Raw genomic sequence first — 20,465 nt, forward strand, 5'->3', positions numbered from 1 at the left:
CTTCTTTTTCTGAAGAGGGCTTTTTTACATGAATAAATCAAAAAGGAGCGGGTGCCAATGGCACTGACACAGGAAATCGAATTTGAAGATTTGGAGGATGCGAGTGAGGCCATTGAAACTTCACAAACCTACCGAATTGATTTTGAAAACAACCGGATTACCAATGAACTGATAAACGGACTGGACGCTATCAGACAATTCGTCTATATCGCTCTTCACACAGAACGGTATTCATATTCGGTTTTCAGCCATGATATCGGGAATGAACTGCAGGAAGTGCTTTCTGATCAGAGCACGACGGATGCTTATAAAAAAATGGAGATTCCAAGACTGATAGAAGAAGCCTTGCTGTATGATGACCGGATTTTGGCTGTTGCCAATTTTGAGATTGAGAAAAAAGATGATGCCTTCATCGTCTCTTTTACCGTTGAAGCGGATGAGGGCATGCTTGAGATAGAGGAGGTGCTGGGAGAGAATGTTTGAAGCTCAGACGTTTGACGGCATTATGGACAGAATGCTGGCGCGCATTACGGCGGATATTGATACGAGAGAAGGAAGCGTCATTTACAATGCGCTCGCGCCTGCGGCCGCTGAGCTCGCAAAGTCTTATATTTGGCTTGATACCGTGCTGGAGCTTGTTTTTTCCGATACGGCTCAAGGAGAATTTCTGGACAGGCGGGCTGCCGAAGCGGGAATTGAACGAACACCTGCCACAAAAGCGGTCAGAGCCGGAGAATTCACAGCGGGCATCACCATTCCGACAGGCTCCCGTTTTTTCGTCGACAACCTGTATTTTCAATATACGGAGGATGGAACGCTCGAATGTGAAACGGCCGGAGAAGCGGGGAATGCCGGCATTACAGGTCAAAATCTGCTGCCGCTTGATACGATTCCCGGGCTTGAGAAAGCGGTCATGGGTGATATATTAATTCCCGGCCGTGAGGAAGAAGATGACAGCAGCTTAAGGACACGATATTTTACCCGAGTCCGCCGGGAGGCAGTCAGCGCAAATAAACAGCATTATAAACAGTGGGCTGAAGAAGTGGACGGTGTCGGCAGAGCGAAAATCTTCCCGCTTTGGAACGGAGACGGAACGGTGAAAGTTGTCATCACAAATGCGAATTTGGAACCGGCATCAGATATTCTGATCAAGAAAGTAAAGGATTATATTGATCCCGATGAAGGCCAGGGAGAAGGCCAGGCGCCGATCGGAGCTGCAGTAACAGTGGAAAGCGCGGTATGGAAAGAGATTGAAATCTCCGCTTCCGTGCTGCCTGAGCTGAACAGCTCGATCGATGACGTAAAAGCGGAGATTGAAAAAGGCATCCTGAATTTATTTAAGAAAATGGCCTTCGAAGAAAACACCGTCCGCTTATCACAAATTAACAACATCGTTTATAACGCGGCATCCGTCAGTGACTACGCAGATATCAAAATGAACGGTGCGGCGGAAAACCTTGTGCTCAGTGATGTGGAAATTCCTAAACTCAAAGGGGTGACAATCCTTGAGCAGACTCGATGAGATGACGGCATATCTCCCGCCGTTTTTAACTCAATTAAAAGAGATGGCGGAAATTCTTGAGGCGGAAGCTCCCGAATTTGAGCGGCAGAATAACGATATTTTCGATTTGACAGACCAGCTTTTTATTACGACGGCGACGTGGGGGCTTGACCGCTGGGAAAAAATATTAAAAATACCGCGGGAGTCAGGTGACACAGAAGACATGAGACGGCTCAGGCTGATCTCGAAGATGTCGAATATTCCGCCCATCACCCATCAAGCGATTGAGCAGGCGCTAAACCGTTTTTTAAAACATCCGTCAGCTTACGTTCGGATGTTTCCGGGGGAATATCGTTTTTATGCCGATATGGAGCTTGATGACCTGCAGTACATGAACGACCTGATTGAAACGCTTGAAAAAATCAAACCCGCTCATTTGGCGTATACACTGAGAGCTGCATTAAACGAAACACTGGAAATCAAAGACCGGGTCATTCTCAACAATCGGAGATACCGAAAAGTCAGTGAACTGAAGGTCGGTTATTCCGTCACACTCAACAATAACGAGGTGGTCTTACCATGATATCAGCCGCTTACAGACAGCGTGCTGCAGCCGATTTGAAAAACAGGATCACAAAAGTGCTGTTAAACGGCAAAGAAACATTGATTGCGGACATTTCTGTAAAAGATGCCGCAGTCACCGTTCTCACACGCAGGGAAGAAGACATTAAACATATTGAAACCGTGCAGATGCTTGACGAAACAGGGAGCATCATCACAGAACGAAAAACAAATTTGGACCTCAGCAATAACAGAACGCTTGATTTAAGATTTACTTTTGAGGTGGTGTAACGATGGCTTACGAAGAAAAAACAGACTGGCTTCCAGACGACCCGATTAACGAAGATGACGTCAACCGCTGGGAAAAAGGCATAAAAGACGCACACACGGATCTGGCGGCCCATAAAAATGACATGAACAACCCGCACAAAACGACAAAGGCCCAAATCGGCCTCGGAAACGTGGACAACGTCCAGCAGGCAGCAAAAAAAGATTTCGACCAGCACAATCAAGATCAGAACCGGCATGTGACAAAGGAAGAGCGCCAGAAGTGGGATAATGGGCAATTGACAAAGCTGACGGATGATTCAGGGAAATATTTAATAAGTATACAAGATGGCTTGGATTTTCATCAAATTGTAGATCAGCTTAATCAATCTTTTTTCTTTTACACAAATAACACGGGAGTTCATACTCCTCCGCTATCCACCAGAGGTTTATATATCGGATTCAAGTCTTATGGTGAGGCTCTGGCAATGGATTATGAAGGAGGCACATGGAGAAAAACCCTTAAAGCTTCCGGCTGGACTGATTGGGTTCAGTTAGAAACTTCAGAAGCCGCCCAAAAAAAAGTCGATACCCACGCAAAGCAGACTGATATCCATGTAACGAAAGCTGAGAAGGATACATGGAATGCAGGACAGTTGTTTAAAATCACTGCCGATAATGGCACTCAGAAAATCAATTTAACTTCCGGCTCGTTTTATGACTCGTTAAAAGACGTTGGTTCTGTAACTTTTTATGGAACCAATGCAGTAACAGACAACCCGTCAAATACGAGCCTGCGCGGTATGCAGTTAGTGGGGCAGCCTGGAATAGGTAATGGTTATGCCGTAGACGTGAAAGGTAATGCATGGTGGTTTTACTATAACTCTAATCAAACAGCAATCAATTGGTATCCAATTGAATCCATAGCTGGAGCGCAGTCAAAGGTCGATGCACATGCGATAGATTCATCAATTCATATAAGCCCTATCGAAAGAGACAAATGGAACGGCGGCCAGTTGGCGAAGTTGACAAAGGATGATGGGAGACGGACACGATTAGAAAACGGATCAGACATACTGGCGCTGAGCTCGGGGTTTTATTGTGGAATGGGTGCTCAGCTTAAAAACAATCCGGTTGAAAATGATAATTCCTGGTTTAACTATGATGTGGTTGAGGGGGAGTCAGGGAGGAAGTCGATTTTAGCTTGGAGAAGTTACGATAACAATGTATGGATTGCAACTGTTCATACAGACGGTGTTTTTAAGGGGTGGAAACGTCTATTTACTGAAGAAGATTTTAATAAAATAACTTGGTATGATTTAACGCTAATTAATGGACATAAGGTTGGCGGAAGAAAACCTCAGTATGCAGTGTGGGGCAACCAAGTATTCACCCGTGGTGAAGTGGTTCCTCCAGACTTCGATAGTGTTTTTGCTGTACTCCCTGCTGAAGCTCATCCTTCAACACAGAAAGCAATGGCTGCCACTTTCTTTGGAACAACGGGGGTAACAAAATATTATGCCGAACCAACGGGTGAACTGAGATTTAGCGGAAAATTCGCTAAAATAGAGGAAAATATTACAGGGATTTCAATAGATAATAATTTCACTTTGTAATGAGGGATGAATATGCAAGTCTTTTTGTATGATGAGAATTTTTATTTTCAAAGGCCTGAAATCTTAGACAGTACATCAAGTACAATGCCGCAAAACTCAACAACCATAAAACCTCCGGACGGCTTATGGAGACCGCAGTTTGATGAAGTAAATAAAATTTGGAACGAATCTGCTGATCAAGAATATAAGGAAAATCAAAAAAACAAGTATCAGGATGTGGTGGAGCCGGATCCCATTGTGGAACAGTTGAAAGAAATCGGACAGCAACTGGCAGATGAAAAACTAGCGAGAAAACAAGCAGAACAAGCTCAAAATGCTTTAGGTGTACAATTGTCTGTCGAAGTGGTGGCAAGGGAGAAAACAGAGATTTTGAATAAAGCTTTAGGTGAACAAATAGCATCTTTAAAACTGGAACTCTTAAACGTAAAAGGAGAATGAAAAATGAAGAGACTTAACTTTTGGGTTTACGCTTTGTTTTATAAGTGGGCCTCAACAGAAATGGTCAAACAGGCTATGGGCTATAATGACTGTTCTGCCGAAGATCTGGCTGAAGGGGTGGCCGCGCACTATATCACGCCTGAGGAATTTCAAGAAATAACGGGTGAAACATACGAAAACTATAAAAATGCTGTGTCATAAGCCAAACGGCTTTTTTTATTTGTCATTTTTAAAAAAGGAGGATGGCCAATGATAAAGCATTCATTTGAATTTCCCGCTGATCAACTTGGCAGGCCAGGCGCCGTAAAAGCTTATCGCGGTAGCAAAAACGATTATGCCACACCGGTTGCTGATTTGTCCGGAATGGCAGAGCTGCTTACCAACACGTCGCTGCAGGCAATTGAAGTTTACAGCCAATTCGGACAAGACCGTTTAGGGGCCGTCTTAATAGACAGAGCACAGGGGTGGGCTTATTCGGACCGCAGCGGGACTCTTTTTATCGAAGAGAGCGAAGATAACAATTCGTGGACAGCTTCACATTCTGTCACAGTCAAAGGCGGAGTGCTGACCGCTTCGGGGTGGGTCTGCCTGACAAAAAGATATTACCGGTTCCGTTTTGAAAATGGAAATCAAAAGCAGTCCGAATTTGTTTTATACCAATCCGTCGGTACGGGCGGTGATATGGCGTTTTCATATACAGACGTGATTTTTCATGAAGATGCAGCAGAGGCGGGCGAGGGGGTCATCTTCTCAGCGGGCGCCTGGAAAAAACTTCTCGTCGAAATCACCGGCACGGCTGAGTCGGGCCATGTCGCGTTTTGGGGAAGGTCTATCTCGGGGAAAAATGTGCCGATCAGGGGAATCAGATCTGACGACGGAACCTCAGCCGCCGGCACGTCAGGCACAGGAGAAGTGTGGTTATTTGATATTGCCGGCTTTAAAGAAATCGTCATGGAAATCAAGAGCATTTCCGGCGGCAGCCTGTCTGTCAAAGGCACGGCATTTTCTTAAGAATGAAGCTTCCGAAGGGAGGTGAGAACAATGTAAGAGGGGGGAGCGGAAGTGCTTCTGGATGAACAAGCGGTGCAAAAAGAATTCGCAGGCATTAAAGGTGAACAAAAGGTGCTTGAACAGCGGGTGGCCGCATTAGAGCGGGTATCCGACCGGCAGGATCAGCAAATCATGACGCTGAATGAAAAACTGAACAAAATTGACGAAAACACAACATGGATTAAGCGGACCATTACAGGAGCGATCGTGACAGCAATCTGCACGGGCGTCATTGGCGGAGCCATCGCCATCATGTACAATCTGCTGCAAAAGTAAGGGGGAAAACCGATATGAAATTCGCGGACAAAGGCACGGTCGTCAGGACGGTGCTTCTTTTGCTTGCTTTATTAAACCAGACTTTGCTGATGTTCGGCAAATCGCCGCTTGATATTCAGGAGGACCAGGTCAGCCAGCTTGCAGATACACTGTATGCCGCCGGTTCGGCCGTTTTTACGATCGTAACGACAGCCGCAGCCTGGTTTAAAAACAATTACGTCACAGCAAAAGGGAAAAAACAGCAAGCTTTATTAAAAATAAACAATTTATCGAAATAGGAGAGATGAGAACATGGTAAAAATCACACAGGATTTTATCCCGGCAGGAAACAATAACCGCCCCGGCTATGCAATGACACCGATTTACATTACGGTGCACAATACGGCCAATACCGCAGCCGGCGCTAACGCCAAAAGTCACGCAAACTATGTGAAAAACCCCGATACGCCGACAAGCTGGCATTTCACAGTTGATGATACGGAAATTTATCAGCATCTTCCGCTCAACGAAAGCGGATGGCATGCCGGAGACGGAAACGGGGACGGCAACCGCAAATCTATCGGTATTGAAATTTGTGAAAACGCCGACGGCAACTTTTCACAGGCCGTGGCAAACGCCCAATGGCTCATCCGCACATTAATGACGTCGCACGGCATCCCGCTTTCAAATGTTGTTGCGCACAAGCATTGGTCAGGAAAGCTTTGTCCGAGAAGACTGTTGGATACATGGGACGAGTTTAAAGCGGGAATCGGTTCTGAGGAAAGACAGACGTATACTGTTCAAAAAGGAGATACGCTGTCGGCCATCGCGCGAAAATTCGGCGTCAGTGTGGCTGATCTTCAGAAATGGAATAACATCGCAGACCCGAATTTGATTAAAGTCGGACAAGTGCTGTTTGTCAGCGCGCCGCTTGAAGCACTGTATCCTCTTCCTGATGAGGTGATTCAGCTGACAGAGCCGTACACGTCCGGTGAAAAAGTATACCAGGTGCAAAACGCGCTCGCCGCGCTTTATTTTTATCCTGAAAAAGGAGCTGTCAATAACGGCATTGACGGCATCTACGGACCGAAAACCGCAAATGCCGTGGCCCGATTCCAATCTGTAAACGGACTGCCGTCTGACGGCATCTACGGTCCCGCTGTAAAAGCGAAAATTCTGATGCAGCTTTAAAAAATAAAAGGCTGGGTCCCGATCACATTACGGGATTCAGCCTTTCTTCTTTTTTAATCGGTTCAATAGCCCAAGACTCCTCGCCCGCATCCTCAGCGAATAAGCGGAAAGCCCGAACCGTCCGTAATCCACAAACTTTACACGCCTTACAATTTTCTTCACATCATCACCTGTCGCATCTCTTTGTTGATTTTATTATATGAAATATAAGGAAAAAAGGAATAAGGACAAGAGCCGTGTCTCCTGTCCTTAGTGTAATCAAGCTTTTTTTTGTTTATACTTGTCAATCAGCCGTTCGTTTTCTTTGAAAATTCTGGCGGTATGAGGGCTGACCTGGTAACTTGCGATACTTGTCATTGAGCGTTTTTTAAACATTTTGAACGGTTTCGCTCTTTGTTCCGGCTGCCCGTTTTGAAATGCCTGCTCCATTATTCGTCACCTTCCTCTTCTATTGGCAGCATTAAATCATAAATGCTCGTGAGCGATGTGAAAAGCAAATAATCGAATTCCGTCAACAGGTTTTCTGACGTCAGTTTGATCACATAATGGCGGTCCTGGACTGTAAACGGAATAAGCACAAGCCTGCCCTTTTGATCATAGTAGACGTCTTTTCGGTTAAGGCGGGACTGAACGTCTGCCGCATCAGGCATATGCTCCGTCAAGCGGTCCTTATCCGACTGTGCCGAATAGTCGCACAATGAAGCCGTGACATTCATTTTTTCTGCATAAGCGGCCAGCAGTCTGCTGATGCCTTCTGCATAAGCTTCTGTACTTCCATAATATACATGGATCGGTTCATTTTTCAACAGATATTGATAGGTTTTCAGTTTTTCAAGGTAGGAGTGAAGCATTTCATTGTTTTCTTCCAAAATCTCCCTCGTATCCGTCTCTAATTCATTGCCGGCGAGCTTTTTGATATATGCGCTCAAAAAGATAAACGCATCAATAAGAGCAAAGCAGACGGCAACAATCAAATATTGTCTCCATGCGGAAAAGAGCGATTCAGGATCATATGTCCAATAGACCATGGAGCCCAGTACAAATAGTAAATACCACGTTTTACGGATGGCAAACATTTTTTCTTTTACCTTTGCCTCATACCGCCAGGATGCGTACACATATAAAATGAGTGCGGCGGCCATCGTCCACACCATGATCTGAAAAAACATAAGCATGAGCATCCCTCACAATTCGAAAAATGGTCTGCTATGTTCATTCTATGTCATGACATCATTTTCCTGTCACAAAAAAAACCGCTTCTGTAAAGAAGCGGATGCCGTCATTAGAAAAAGAGATCTAAGATGAAAAAGGCGATGGCGCCGAGTGTGCCTGCAATCGGCAGGGTGATGACCCATGTAATGAGCATCCGTTTAGCCGTTCCCCAGTTTACGCCTTTTACGCGGTGGGAAGCGCCCACACCGAGAATGGAAGACGAAATGACGTGCGTCGTGCTGACAGGGAGATGAATAAACGTGGCCCCGAAAATAATGGCTGCGCCGGTTAAGTCGGCAGATACGCCGTTTACCGGACGGATTTTCATAATTTTACCGCCGACGGTTTTAATGATTTTCCAGCCGCCGATGGATGTGCCGAGACCCATTGCCAGGGCACAGGAGAGCTGCACCCAGAAAGGAATCGTATCACTTTTATGTAAATTGGCCGTCATAAGCGCCATCGTAATGATACCCATCGCTTTTTGCGCGTCGTTTGTTCCGTGTGTATAGGACTGAATGGCAGCCGTCAAAATCTGCACTCTGCGGAAGCGTTTATTTGTTTTCGCCAGATTGCTGTCTTTAAAAATCAGCTTCACGATCGAATATACGATAAAGCCGAGAACAAAGGCGATGATCGGTGATAAAATAAGTGCTTCGATAATTTTAATGAACCCTTTATAATTAAGCGTCGCAAAACCTGATGCTGCAATAGCCGCACCGGCGATCGCTCCGATAATCGCATGTGAAGAGCTGCTCGGAATGCCGAAATACCATGTGATCAAGTTCCAGGCGATTGCGGCGAGTAAAGCAGCAAGAATGACAACCGATCCGTTGTCTAATGTATAAGGATTCACAATATCTTTCGTAATGGTTTTCGCCACACCGGTAAACGTCATGGCTCCGAGAAAGTTCATGATGGCGGCCATGATAATCGCGTGCCGCGGCTTCAGCGCTTTTGTCGAAACTGAGGTGGCGATTGCGTTGGCGGTATCGTGAAATCCGTTAATGAAGTCAAATACCAAAGCGCAAATGACAATTAATATCGTTAAAAGTAATAGAGTATCCATTATAACCCCTCGTTACGCGTTTTTCATAATGATGGTTTCAAGATTATTGGCAACGCTTTGGCAAGAGTCAGCAATTTCTTCAAGCGTTTCGTAAATCTCGCGGTACTGAATCACTTTAATCGGATCGGTTTCTGTGCCGAACAGATTTTTTAATGATTTTCTGTGCAGGTTGTCACAGTTGTGCTCATACTCTTTAATTTTGATGGCGTGAGGCTGAATGTCCTTTAAGCGGTTTTCTGCCAACAGCTCAGTTGCAATTAAAATTTCTTTCGCACATTCTCTAATGTATCCGCTGAATTTGTCGATATGCTCGTCTGATGAAGTAATTGAGAAAATCTCCATCATGGCAGAGAAATGTTCAATTCCGTCAAGCACATCATCCAGGCTGTTTGTCAGCTGAAGGATATCTTCGCGTTCAATAGGAGTGATGAATGCTTTGTTAAGCTCTTTAATCATGACATGAACATGATTGTCACCTTTTGTTTCGTATTCTTTTAACGTATCTGCAAATTCTTTAAGTGTTGTTTGGTTTGTGACTTTAAAGTTCACAAAATACTCTGCAGTTTCATCTATATTTTTTGCGATTTCTGTTAAAAGGAGTGAGAACTTATCTTTTTTTCTTTTTATCATTAAAAACCCTCCATTGTTTGAATGAGACAATGCACACATCAAATTATTATATAGCCTTTTGTCGAAAAAAAACAGATAAAGTCGAAAAAAACGCTTCTTGATTTTTTCGTAAAAACGTGTCTCATCCTGTTTTCTTATGTTACCCATCTTTGCCAAAAAAACGTAACATACTTCGAATTCAGACATCTTGCTTAAAAAGTATAACAAAAGATGTGAATTTGCTGTCAACTTTTGCACGTGATTTTGCCGAAAAAAAACGGCTCCCGTAAAAGGAACCGTTTTTGTCAGTCATTTCTGCGGTTTTTCAGCCAAAAATAAAGCGGGAGTCCGGCAAGGCCGATCAAGATGGAAAGCCCGCAGCTCAGTGTATCTGTAATGATCGTGCTGATCAGCACAAACAGTGAACCCGCTATCGCCAAAACAGGAATGACCGGATACAGAGGCACGCTGTAGGCGCGCGGCTTTCCGCCGCTTTTTTTTCTTAGGATGAAAACGGCGAAAAAGGCCATGACGTAAAAAATATAAATCATGAAAATAGAGATTTCAGACAGCTTATCAGGGTTGCTGATGATCATAAAAATAATAGCCAGCGCGATCTGAAATGACACGGCAATCCAAGGAGTGCGGAACGTCGGATGCACCCGTGAAATCTGTCCGGCAAACGGCAGCTGTTTCCGTTCCGCCATTGCAAACGAGACACGCGGAAAAGCGAGAATCTTTCCGTTTAAACAGCCGAAAATGCTGACGATGATCCCGACGCTGATCAATTTTCCCCCGATGTCGCCAAACAGCATTCCGGCAGCGGTGCCTGTGGCGTTTTCACCGAGTTTGACAATGTCGGTCGCGGGAAGAATGTGCAGCAGTGCGAAGTTAATGAAAAGATAAATGGCGGTGACAACCAAGAGTCCGCCCGTCATCGCTCTCGGGAGAAGCTTTTCCGGGTTTTTCATTTCACCGCCGAGAGCCGCAAGCAGAATCCAGCCGTCATAGGCAAACAAGGTAGCCAGTATGGCAGCGCCGAAATTCATTTCTGACATGCTGCTTGTAACGGCTGTAAAAATATGCTGATCGCCTTTCCAAAGGCCGAACACAATCATGCAGATAATCGGAATCAATTTGCCGACCGTCGTAATTCCCTGGACGATGCCGCCATATTTCGTTCCGATAATATTAATGATGCTTAAAAACAAAACGGCTGCAATTCCGATCAATTTAGACCAGCCGGAATCCCAATTGAACAAGTGCGCCATCAAAGAGCCGAAATACAAGCCGATTGCTCCGATAATCGCGGGGCCGTAAATGATGATTTGCACCCAGCCGCACAAAAAGCCCCAAAATTCGCCGTACACTTCTTCAAGGTATGTATAAAGTCCGCCCGTTTTCGGAATCTGAGTGCCGATTTCCGCAACGGTCAAGCCGCCTGCAAGCGTCAAAATGCCTCCTAACAGCCACGCGATAAGCGCGGTTTTTGCATCACCGGAGTAGGCAAGCACGGCGCCTGGTTTCATAAATACGCCGGAACCGATGATGGTGCCGATAACAAGTGAGAGGGCGATGGTAAGGCCGATCTCTTTTTTTAGTCCGTTTTCTTCAATCTGCATATCCTTTCCCTCCAGATGTAAAATCGTCATGCTGAAAAAACTATTTTCCATATTGTAAACCCTAATTGCTGAAACGCGAATAAAATAAATTTTCTGATTTCGGATTTTGGCTTAAAAACAAAGGTTTTCGCTTTTGGTAAGGAAAATATCTTATTTTAAAAACGAACATTAAGAGTTTTAAAATTCCTATAGTTCGTTATTTTGAAGACGGAAATCTGCGGACCGTCGGCAAAGCAGATGTGTTGACTTTATGCTCCGGATAACATAAATTGTATATATAAAATATCTCGAAATCGAGATAATTGAGTGGAGGATAACATAATGAAAGTTAACGGAATACACCATGTATCAGCAATGACGGCTGATGCGCAGAAAAATTTAGATTTCTATCGGGACATCCTGGGACTGAAACTTGTGAAAAAGTCCGTAAACCAAGATGAACCGACGATGTATCATTTGTTTTACGGTGATGAAACAGCAAATCCGGGATCTGAATTGACGTTTTTCGAAATTCCGCGGATTGCGCCGTTTCATGCGGGAACAAACAGTATTTCTTCAATCGGCCTGCGTGTCCCGGATGCACAAGCGCTGCAATATTGGAAAAAAAGATTCGAAGAGCATCAGGTCGCTCATGGCGACATCGTGACAATAGCGGGCAGAGAGACACTCGCTTTTCAGGATCATGAAGGACAGCGGCTTGTACTGACGGCTGACGAAAAAGGAAAAGACATCGGTGAAGCGGTGAAACAAAGCGGCATTCCGGAAGAATATTCTTTCCGCGGTCTTGGTCCCGTTGAATTGACCGTCCCATATGCGGAGCCGACGCTGCGTGTGTTAACCGATGTGCTCGGCTTCACTGAAATCGGAAAAGAAACCCATGAAGACCGGGGCACAGTTACAGTGCTGGAATCAGGAAACGGAGGCGCGCGCACGGAAGTCCATCTGATTGAAAGAAACGATCTTCCGCGAGAGCGTCCGGGGAAAGGCAGCGTCCACCATGTGGCCTTCCGCGTTCAGAATGAAGAGGAGCTTGCTTTATGGCACCGCATCATTACAAAAGAAGGTTTCAGCAACTCAGGCATCGTAGAGCGTTATTATTTCAAAGCGCTGTACTTCCGGGAACCGAACGGAATTCTGTTTGAATTGTCAACGGACGGTCCGGGATTTATGGTTGATGAAAAACCTGAGGAGCTCGGCAAAACGGTGGCGCTTCCGCCTTATCTCGAACACCGCCGTTCTGAAATAGAAGCGCGGCTGAAACCGATTCAATAAATCAGGAATAATGACAGATGCCTCCCGCGGCTTGAGGGAGGCATCTTTTTTTGCTTTCTAAAACCGTTTTGTCATTCTTTTTACCCATTTGTCAACGGCAAAATAATTGTCTTTGTTTATTAATAAATTTTTCACATTTGGTTGTTACACTTGTTCAAAGTTCAACCAAAGGAGTGAAAATACAGGTGAAAATGAAAAAACGCGAGATAGACGCAGTCTTAATCCTCATTTTACTCGTTTCCGCATTCTTGAATATGTACAACATCTGGAATGACGATACGGTGAACCCTTATTACACCGCAGCGGTAACGAGTATGCTACAAAGCTTTCATAATTTCTTTTACGCTTCATTTGACGCAGCCGGATTTATCACGGTAGATAAACCGGCTGTTACATACCAGATTCAAACGATCAGCGCGCTGATATTCGGTATGCACGGGTGGAGTGTCATCCTGCCTCAAGCATTGGCGGGTGTAGGCTCGGTTCTGTTCATGTACTTATTAATAAAGCCGACGTTCGGAAAAACGGCGGCCCGCATCGCCTCATTTGTCATGGCATGCACCCCGATCGCTGCAGCGGTCGCGCGGACAAACAATGTCGATGCTTTACTGGTCTTTTTCCTGCTGTTCGCCACATGGCTCCTCTTTAAAGCGATTCGAAAAGGAAAACTGATTTGGCTTCTGGCGGCGTTCTTTGTCGTCGGGGTAGGTTTTAATACAAAAATGCTTCAGGCTTATATGATTTTACCGGCTTTCTTGCTGTTCTATATGATTGCGGCAAACACAACCATAAAGAAAAAAATCATTTCATTGGTAAGCGCGCTGGCCGTATTAGCGGCTGTTTCGTTATCGTGGCCGCTCATTGTTGACAATATCCCTGCCGGCAAACGGCCATATGTCGGAAGCAGCCAGACCAACTCCGTATTGGAACTGGCTTTCGGATATAACGGCATTCAGCGGCTGACAGGCCAAAGTTCGGGCGGCGGTCAGGGCATGCCGCACGGAGACGCTTCGAAAGAAAAGGCTTCTTCCGCCGGTTCTTCACAACTGCAGGCGCCGCCCGGACAGTCTTCAAACGAAGGCAAATCTCAAAACGGCAACATGACGGCACCTCCATCTAACGGGCAAATGCCAAGCGGCGGAGGAAAAGGAGGCGCAGGCACCAGCTCAAAAATGCAATCAGGTTCAGGAATGTTCGGTACGGGAACCCCCGGTCCGCTGCGACTCTTCCAACAAGAATTATCTGATCAGATCAGCTGGCTCCTGCCGTTTGCGATTTTTGGAATGGCCGGTTTACTGATCGCCGGAGCGAGAGAAAGAAGAAGATTGTCAGAAGAACAGAAGGAAACGATCTTTTGGGCAGCATGGCTAGTGCCGATTGCCGGATTCTTCAGTGTGGCGGAATTTTTCCACCATTATTATCTCATTATGCTGGCGCCTCCGATTGCTGCTCTTGCCGGTGCGGGATGGGTCGCCCTCGTTCATCTGTACCGCACGGAGACAGGCTGGAAGTCTTGGCTTCTGCCGGCCGCTATTTTTGTGACAACCGGATTTGAGCTGTTTATCCTCAGAAACTGGATTGATCAAATCGGCGCAGGCTGGAGCATCGGTGTTGGCGTTTTCGGAGCTTTGTCTGCAATCGCTCTGTCCGTGTTCAAACAGCGCCAAAAACCGCTCAGTTATTATCTGTCACTTGCAGCTCTTCTCGTCTTGCTGGTGATGCCGATATATTGGGCGAGCACACCGCTTCTGTACGGGGGCAACAGCTCATTGCCTGAAACAGGCCCCCAGCTTGCGTCAACAAGCGGGAAAGGCATGGGAATGAATAACGCCTCTGTAAATAAAAAACTGATCAGCTATTTAGAGAAACATAACGCCGGAGCGGACTATCTATTTGCAACAACCGATTCCAACACAGCGGCGCCTTACATTATCAAAACGAAAAAAGCGGTCATGGCGATCGGCGGATTCAGCGGATCTGATCCGGCCATCACGCTGACTCAATTTAAAAAGCTCGTAAAAGAAGGGAAAGTAAAATACTTCTTAACATCCGGAATGGGCAAAGGCGGAAACAACGAAATTGTTGAATGGGTTGAGAAAAACGGTAAGAAAGTATCTTCAGATAAATGGCAAACAAGCACAGATCAGAAAACGAAAAATCATGATGCAGCTGATACAAAGCGCAGCAAGACCTCAGGTGAAAACAGCCGGATGGGCGGCGGCCCCGGCGGAATGAATCAGTCAGCTTCATTATACGAACTGCAATCTGATGAATAGGAGGAAAAAATATGAGCAGACATATTCAATATTCAATTGTCGTCCCGGTGTATAACGAAGAACCCGTCATTCAGACAACCTATCAGCGTCTGAAAGAAGTCATGGATCAAACAAAAGACCATTATGAATTAATCTTTGTCAATGACGGAAGCAAAGACCGCAGTATTGAAATATTACGAGAACACAGTCTGATTGATCCGAGAGTGAAAATTATTGATTTTTCCAGAAACTTCGGACACCAGATCGCGATCACCGCGGGCATGGATTACGCAGAGGGAAATGCAATCGTCGTCATTGACGCCGATTTGCAGGACCCTCCCGAACTAATCCTTGATATGATTGAACAGTGGAAAGAAGGCTACGATGTCGTGTACGCCGTCAGAACAAAACGAAAGGGAGAAACCTTTTTCAAGAAACAGACGGCTTCTATGTTTTACCGGCTGCTTCGGAGCGTGACTGATATTGATATTCCGCTCGATACCGGAGATTTCCGCCTGCTGGACCGAAAAGTCTGTGACGAAATGAAAAGATTAAAAGAGAAAAATCCTTTTGTCAGAGGGCTCGTCAGCTGGGTCGGCTTCAAGCAGACTGCTGTTGAATATGAACGTGATGAGAGGCTTGCGGGAGAAACAAAATACCCGCTTAAAAAAATGCTGAAGCTTTCCATGGACGGTATCACAACGTTCTCCCATAAACCGCTCAAGGCGGCAAGCTACGCGGGAATGATGATGTCCGGGGCGGGTTTTCTCTATATGTTTATCGTTTTATATATGAAACTCTTTACAGACAGCACCATAACGGGCTGGTCCTCTCTGATTGTGATACAGCTGTTATTCAGCGGCATCGTTCTTTTAATGCTCGGAATAATCGGCGAATATATCGGAAGGATTTATGATGAAACAAAAGACCGTCCGCTCTATATCGTGCAAAAAGCGTACGGTATTAAAAACGAAAAGGTTTATCGGGATCAGCATATGTCTTAACCGAAACACCCTGTCCGGCCACCCGGGCAGGGTGCTTTTATGTCAAAAATAAAAACCGCAAGAACACACCGTGTCCCGCGGTTTTTTTCATTCATCTGCGGCCGGTCTGGATGTGCAGAGAGCGCATGATCAAGCCGGTTCCCGTCAGGTTCAATAAAATGCTTGCACCCAGCGTCATGCCCCAAGCAACGTTTTGCTGAGGAAGCTGAATGCTCAGCTGCAATAAGATAAGGCCGGTAACGACCAGCAAAAGTCCGGTTTGTTTCATGTGTATGTATCCTCCTTTGTACACTAAGTCATATGGCTGATCCAGGCCTAAAGTTTCAGCTGTATATAAAAAAATCCAAGGCCGCTGCCTTGGATTTTTGTTAAGACGAAGTTTCTTCTTTTTGAGTCAGTTTCATTTTTTTCGTCATTTCCTTGCCGTTTCTGATAATCTTCACGTCAACGGTGCTGCCGACTTTCGTATTCTTATAGAGAATATTGCGAAGTTCGCTGCCCGTGTCAGTTTCTTTCCCTTTCAAGCTGATAATGATGTCTTCTGCTTTTAATCCGGCTTTGGCTGCAGGGGATCCCTGCGCCACTTCGCGAATGTAAACCCCTTTATTCAGCTGTTTGCCGAAAAGGCCGAGTGTGCCTTCCTGATAGTTTTGCGGCACTTGCTCCAAGTCGATCATGCTCACCCCGATATAAGGGCGCTCCACCTGTCCTTTCGTGAGAAGCTCTTCGGCAATCGGTTTGACATCGTTGCTCGGAATCGCAAAGCCGATGCCTTCTACATCATTTTCACTGATTTTCATGCTGTTGATGCCGATGATTTTGCCGTCTGTATTCAAGAGCGGTCCGCCGCTGTTTCCGGGATTGATGGCGGCATCGGTTTGAATGACGTTGATGCTTGACTCGCCGGCTGACGTGGAAATCGAGACCGTTCTGTTTAAGCCGCTCACAATCCCCTGTGTGACGGTGCGGGAAAGGTCTTTGCCGAGGGGATCACCGATGGCGATCACGGATTCACCCGTTCTGAGAGCGGATGAGCTGCCGAAGCTTGCCGTTTTTGTTACGTGTTTATCACTGATTTCTAATACGGCCAAGTCTGTCAGCGAATCACGGCCGACGAGTTTAGCTGTTACATCGGTGCCGTCATATAATGACACTTTAAGGGAAGAGGCGCCTTCAACCACGTGATTATTCGTAATAATATACGCTTTGCCGTTTGCTTTCTTAAAGATAACGCCTGAACCTGAGCCTGTTTCCGCATCTTCACCCGATGAATTTGAGTTCGAATCTGAACCGAATCCGAATAAATCTGAACTGCTTTGCTGCTTTTGCAGATTGGTGATTCCGACGATCGCCGGTGAAATGTCTTCCACCATATTCGAAATGCTGCTTGAATTTGCGGATGAGCTGTTTGCCGATTTGCCGCTGCCGGAATCAGAAGATGTCTGCTTAGCGGTTACTGAAGACGTTTCCTGAGCGGGAGCCGGATTTGAAGTATCTTGAGTCTGATGGTCTCCAAGCGGCGTAAATGTATAGATGCCGAGGGCGAGCCCTCCGCCGATCACCCCGCCGAGAAGCGGTCTGAACCAGCCGAAGCTTCGTTTTTTCTTGTCATCGTCCGGCGCCGAATATCTCGCCGGCTGCTGATTTTCTTTTACTAAAAGGACTTCCTGTTCTTTTTGGTCTGTCCGATTTTCATCACGATAGTTATCCATCATGTTCACTCCGTTTCTCTATTTCATCATAGCATGATTTGCCTATTATTACTGACTCCATCTTAAACAAAAAATGTGGGATAATAATGAAAAGATTGTGGGAAATTGTGAAAAAGACGCAATCGGACGGCGCGCTCTATATTGACAATTTCCATCGGATTTGAAATAATAAATAAGATATTATGTTCAATCCTTCACATGAAAAGATATGAAAATTCTGTCAAGCTAATGGGGGAAATCTGTTAGCTTTTTCACTTTGTCAAATTTTAGAAAGGGGCTGCCAAATGAAAGAAAAACATCACTGGATTATTTCTCTGCTTGCTGTGCTGGCGGTCGGGCCGGGACTGATGTCGAACACCGCTCTTGCGGCTGTCCAAAGCCTTGTCCGGCAGACGGTCGGCGGGGAAAACTTTGACTCTTTTCATCCGATTATTATCGGTAATATGGCATTCGCCTTATTTGTGCCGGCTGGGCCGTATTTAAGAAAAAGGTTCGGCTCCCGGCCTGTCTATATGATTTCGATGGCCGCGGGTGTCATCGGTGCGCTGCTCGCTGCTGTGACGAATGATATTTACCTGCTCGCTGCGGGCCGTTTGCTGCAGGGAGCTGCGGCGGGCACTATGCTGATGATTATGATTCCGATGCTGGTGCTTTCGTTTCCGATTGAGCGGCGCAATTACGCATTATTTGTATTAATCGGCGGATTTTACGGAGCCGTCATAATGGGGACCGTATTAGGCACGGCGGCGGCAAGCGCCGGCCATTGGCATTGGCTGTTTATCATTTTTGGCCTGCTGTCTCTATTCGGCTTGATTTTCAGTTATATGTGGCTGCGGGATGATGCTCATAAAAATGCTGAAAAATCTCCATTTGACGGCATCGGTTTTCTTTTGGCCGGTATATCAGCCGTGCTGACCGCTTATACGTTTATTCATCTGCCGAAATGGGGCTTTTCGTCTTGGCATACATTGGCGGGATTTGGCGGAAGCTTCGTCATTCTGCTGATCCTGCTGATTATGCAGTACAGAAACGAACATGCGCTGATTTCGATTAAACTTATGCTGATTCCAAAGCCGATTCTGGGTGTTTTCATGATCGCTGCGGGCAGCATTTCCATAGCGGTCAGTCTTTCTGCATTTCACGGGGAGCTTCAGACCGCATACCATTTGTCACAAACCCAGTTAATATTCTTATATGCGAGCCTTTTGGGAGGCGTGGCCGTTGCCGCTGTCATCAGTGCTTTAGCATATGATAAAGTCGGCCCGGGCATGCTCGGCATAACAGGCTCTGTGATATTGGTGTTCGTGAATTTTCAATGGATGACGACGGATCATCATCTGCCGCTTATTCTATTTGCGGGTCTTTTCGTGATGCTGGCGGCAGGGACAGGGCTTATCGTGGCGGCCGGACTGATGGGCGCCGCGTTGGGCGGACCGCTTCCGGAACTGGTGAAACGCATGACGGCCGTTCAGTTTTTACGGCTGTTCATTTATATGGGCGCGCCTGTATTAATCGGGTATTTTACGAAAAGAGATGCTTCGGGCACGCTTTGGGGCGCGCGCAGCACACAATCGCCGCATGACCAGCTGATGGGGACATACAGCGATCTGTTTCTAATTGCTTTTATCTTTAGCCTGCTTTTAGTGTGTTTATCATTTGTTATGAATGCGACCGGCATGGGACATAAGCTGGCGCATAAACCGCATGCCGTACGCAGGCAGGCGGCTGAAGAGCCTTCGCCGCAGGCTCCTGAACCGATCAGGCATCAGGTCATTCCCGATCGCGAATACAGAAGTGCGGTCAGACAGTTTCAGGGTCACCCTATAAACAAAAACAGTATGTAACTTTTTCTATCAACAAACCCTTTTCCCTGTGAAAAGGGTTTGTTTTTTCCTATAAAGGCATAATGGTATATTGCATGTTTCATCCTTTTTTAATATAATTTGTTAGAATATTCATAATTTAATATCGGAATTTAAATAAAAAAGGAGGCATTATATGAAACTGTATCTATCTGTAGACATGGAGGGGATTTCCGGACTGCCGGATGAAACATTTGTCAATTCCCGCATGCACAATTATGAGCGCGGCAGGGTTCTGATGACTGAAGAAGCAAACTGGTGCATCGCTGAAGCGTTTAATAATGGATGCACGGAAGTGACTGTGAATGACAGCCACTCTAAGATGAATAATCTGCTTGCAGAAAAACTTCATCCTGAGGCAGAGCTGATCACGGGGGATGTCAAGCCGTTTTCTATGATGCAGGGGCTTGATGAATCATATTCGGGCGTGATGTTTATCGGCTATCATGCAAGAGCCTCGATGCCGGGCGTCATGTCACACAGCATGATTTTCGGCGTGCGCCATTTTTACATAAATGATCAGCCGGTCGGTGAACTGGGGCTGAATGCCTACCTCGCCGGATTTTACGGCGTCCCGGTTATCATGGCAGCCGGAGACGATTGCGCCGCAAAAGAAGCGGAGGAGCTGATACCGAATGTGACGACTGCCGCCGTCAAACAATCCATTTCAAGAACCGCTGTCAAATGCCTGTCTCCTCAAAAAGCCGGGCGGCTCCTGACGGAAAAAACAGCTTATGCGCTCAAAAATAAAGATAAGGTCAAGCCGCTGACACCGCCTGATCGACCTGTATTAGGCATTGAATTTGCCAACTACGGACAGGCTGAATGGGCTCATTTAATGCCGGGCACAGAAATTGTACCGGGAACGACAACCGTTCAATTTCAGGCAAAAGACATGCCGGAAGCTTATCAGGCCATGCTCGTCATGACAGAACTCGCCATGAGAACAACATTCTGTTAAAGGGGTGA

General features: G+C 46.0%; 24 protein-coding genes. 16 read left to right on the forward strand and 8 right to left on the reverse strand.

Features of this window, described 5'->3' with window-relative positions:
- The first annotated feature begins 57 nt into the window (after positions 1 to 57).
- From AADZ70_RS02340 to AADZ70_RS02390, 11 genes are read left to right on the forward strand one after another with little or no spacing between them, the layout of a single operon-like run.
- On the forward strand, positions 58 to 483 hold the full coding sequence (locus AADZ70_RS02340; RefSeq protein ID WP_342007664.1) for a DUF2634 domain-containing protein: 426 nt from the start codon (positions 58 to 60) through the stop codon (positions 481 to 483).
- Complete coding sequence (locus tag AADZ70_RS02345; RefSeq protein ID WP_045925716.1) at positions 476 to 1,522, forward strand: baseplate J/gp47 family protein; 1,047 nt, start codon at positions 476 to 478, stop codon at positions 1,520 to 1,522. Before AADZ70_RS02340 ends, AADZ70_RS02345 begins: the two co-directional genes overlap by 8 nt.
- Positions 1,506 to 2,084, forward strand: a complete 579-nt coding sequence (locus tag AADZ70_RS02350; RefSeq protein ID WP_016936436.1) for a YmfQ family protein — start codon at positions 1,506 to 1,508, stop codon at positions 2,082 to 2,084. The genes AADZ70_RS02345 and AADZ70_RS02350 overlap by 17 nt, the downstream gene beginning before the upstream one ends.
- Positions 2,081 to 2,353, forward strand: coding sequence for a hypothetical protein (locus AADZ70_RS02355; protein ID WP_064778770.1), 273 nt, complete (start codon positions 2,081 to 2,083; stop codon positions 2,351 to 2,353). The genes AADZ70_RS02350 and AADZ70_RS02355 overlap by 4 nt, the downstream gene beginning before the upstream one ends.
- 2 nt (positions 2,354 to 2,355) lie before the next feature.
- The gene (locus AADZ70_RS02360) at positions 2,356 to 3,945 is read left to right on the forward strand and encodes a hypothetical protein (RefSeq protein ID WP_342007665.1); all 1,590 of its coding nucleotides are present in this window, start codon (positions 2,356 to 2,358) and stop codon (positions 3,943 to 3,945) included.
- A gap of 12 nt (positions 3,946 to 3,957) precedes the next feature.
- The gene (locus AADZ70_RS02365) at positions 3,958 to 4,383 is read left to right on the forward strand and encodes a hypothetical protein (protein ID WP_342007666.1); all 426 of its coding nucleotides are present in this window, start codon (positions 3,958 to 3,960) and stop codon (positions 4,381 to 4,383) included.
- Between the two features lie 3 nt (positions 4,384 to 4,386).
- On the forward strand, positions 4,387 to 4,584 hold the full coding sequence (locus AADZ70_RS02370) for an XkdX family protein (protein WP_045925711.1): 198 nt from the start codon (positions 4,387 to 4,389) through the stop codon (positions 4,582 to 4,584).
- A gap of 48 nt (positions 4,585 to 4,632) precedes the next feature.
- Positions 4,633 to 5,394 (forward strand): phage portal protein, encoded by a 762-nt coding sequence (locus AADZ70_RS02375; RefSeq protein WP_342007667.1) that lies wholly within the window; start codon positions 4,633 to 4,635, stop codon positions 5,392 to 5,394.
- A gap of 51 nt (positions 5,395 to 5,445) precedes the next feature.
- The gene (locus AADZ70_RS02380) at positions 5,446 to 5,709 is read left to right on the forward strand and encodes a hemolysin XhlA family protein (protein ID WP_003154815.1); all 264 of its coding nucleotides are present in this window, start codon (positions 5,446 to 5,448) and stop codon (positions 5,707 to 5,709) included.
- A gap of 14 nt (positions 5,710 to 5,723) precedes the next feature.
- A complete protein-coding gene (locus tag AADZ70_RS02385; protein WP_016936430.1) occupies positions 5,724 to 5,987 on the forward strand; it encodes a phage holin in 264 nt (87 codons plus the stop codon).
- A 13-nt stretch (positions 5,988 to 6,000) separates the two neighbouring features.
- Positions 6,001 to 6,879, forward strand: coding sequence for an N-acetylmuramoyl-L-alanine amidase (locus AADZ70_RS02390; RefSeq protein ID WP_342007668.1), 879 nt, complete (start codon positions 6,001 to 6,003; stop codon positions 6,877 to 6,879).
- 36 nt (positions 6,880 to 6,915) lie between these two features.
- On the opposite strand, the gene AADZ70_RS02395 is transcribed toward AADZ70_RS02390, so the two are convergent.
- From AADZ70_RS02395 to AADZ70_RS02420, 6 genes are all read right to left on the reverse strand, one after another.
- Positions 6,916 to 7,041, reverse strand: coding sequence for a hypothetical protein (locus AADZ70_RS02395; protein WP_141228459.1), 126 nt, complete (start codon positions 7,039 to 7,041; stop codon positions 6,916 to 6,918).
- A gap of 96 nt (positions 7,042 to 7,137) precedes the next feature.
- Positions 7,138 to 7,308 (reverse strand): type II toxin-antitoxin system SpoIISB family antitoxin, encoded by a 171-nt coding sequence (locus AADZ70_RS02400; protein WP_003154807.1) that lies wholly within the window; start codon positions 7,306 to 7,308, stop codon positions 7,138 to 7,140.
- Positions 7,308 to 8,054, reverse strand: coding sequence for a type II toxin-antitoxin system SpoIISA family toxin (locus AADZ70_RS02405; RefSeq protein WP_342007669.1), 747 nt, complete (start codon positions 8,052 to 8,054; stop codon positions 7,308 to 7,310). The genes AADZ70_RS02400 and AADZ70_RS02405 overlap by 1 nt, the downstream gene beginning before the upstream one ends.
- A 107-nt stretch (positions 8,055 to 8,161) precedes the next feature.
- The gene (locus tag AADZ70_RS02410; RefSeq protein WP_016936427.1) at positions 8,162 to 9,160 is read right to left on the reverse strand and encodes an inorganic phosphate transporter; all 999 of its coding nucleotides are present in this window, start codon (positions 9,158 to 9,160) and stop codon (positions 8,162 to 8,164) included.
- 12 nt (positions 9,161 to 9,172) lie between these two features.
- Positions 9,173 to 9,790: a DUF47 domain-containing protein gene (locus AADZ70_RS02415; RefSeq protein ID WP_016936426.1), complete on the reverse strand. Its 618-nt coding sequence runs from the start codon at positions 9,788 to 9,790 to the stop codon at positions 9,173 to 9,175.
- 284 nt (positions 9,791 to 10,074) lie between these two features.
- Positions 10,075 to 11,391 carry an amino acid permease gene (locus tag AADZ70_RS02420; RefSeq protein ID WP_064778778.1) on the reverse strand — a complete coding sequence of 439 codons (1,317 nt, stop codon included), beginning with the start codon at positions 11,389 to 11,391 and terminating at the stop codon, positions 10,075 to 10,077.
- Between the two features lie 321 nt (positions 11,392 to 11,712).
- On the opposite strand from AADZ70_RS02420, the gene AADZ70_RS02425 reads away from it, so the two are divergent.
- From AADZ70_RS02425 to AADZ70_RS02435, 3 genes are all read left to right on the forward strand, one after another.
- Positions 11,713 to 12,663 carry a ring-cleaving dioxygenase gene (locus AADZ70_RS02425; RefSeq protein WP_016936424.1) on the forward strand — a complete coding sequence of 317 codons (951 nt, stop codon included), beginning with the start codon at positions 11,713 to 11,715 and terminating at the stop codon, positions 12,661 to 12,663.
- Between the two features lie 185 nt (positions 12,664 to 12,848).
- Entirely contained in the window at positions 12,849 to 14,939 is a 2,091-nt protein-coding gene (locus AADZ70_RS02430) for a glycosyltransferase family 39 protein (RefSeq protein ID WP_099744355.1), read from the forward strand.
- A gap of 11 nt (positions 14,940 to 14,950) precedes the next feature.
- Entirely contained in the window at positions 14,951 to 15,922 is a 972-nt protein-coding gene (locus AADZ70_RS02435; RefSeq protein WP_099744354.1) for a glycosyltransferase family 2 protein, read from the forward strand.
- 91 nt (positions 15,923 to 16,013) lie between these two features.
- Here AADZ70_RS02435 and AADZ70_RS02440 read toward each other — a convergent pair whose 3' ends face one another.
- Positions 16,014 to 16,190, reverse strand: coding sequence for a hypothetical protein (locus tag AADZ70_RS02440; protein ID WP_326350905.1), 177 nt, complete (start codon positions 16,188 to 16,190; stop codon positions 16,014 to 16,016).
- Positions 16,191 to 16,290: 100 nt separating this feature from the next.
- On the reverse strand, positions 16,291 to 17,634 hold the full coding sequence (locus AADZ70_RS02445) for a trypsin-like peptidase domain-containing protein (protein ID WP_327814007.1): 1,344 nt from the start codon (positions 17,632 to 17,634) through the stop codon (positions 16,291 to 16,293).
- A 284-nt stretch (positions 17,635 to 17,918) separates the two neighbouring features.
- Between AADZ70_RS02445 and AADZ70_RS02450 the strand changes: the two genes are divergently transcribed.
- Entirely contained in the window at positions 17,919 to 19,478 is a 1,560-nt protein-coding gene (locus AADZ70_RS02450) for an MFS transporter (RefSeq protein WP_099744352.1), read from the forward strand.
- A 154-nt stretch (positions 19,479 to 19,632) separates the two neighbouring features.
- Positions 19,633 to 20,457 (forward strand): M55 family metallopeptidase, encoded by an 825-nt coding sequence (locus tag AADZ70_RS02455; protein WP_016936418.1) that lies wholly within the window; start codon positions 19,633 to 19,635, stop codon positions 20,455 to 20,457.
- The last annotated feature ends 8 nt before the right edge of the window (positions 20,458 to 20,465 follow it).

The organism is Bacillus sp. YBsi01, assembly GCF_038406745.1.
In the GTDB taxonomy this organism is placed as follows: domain Bacteria; phylum Bacillota; class Bacilli; order Bacillales; family Bacillaceae; genus Bacillus; species Bacillus siamensis.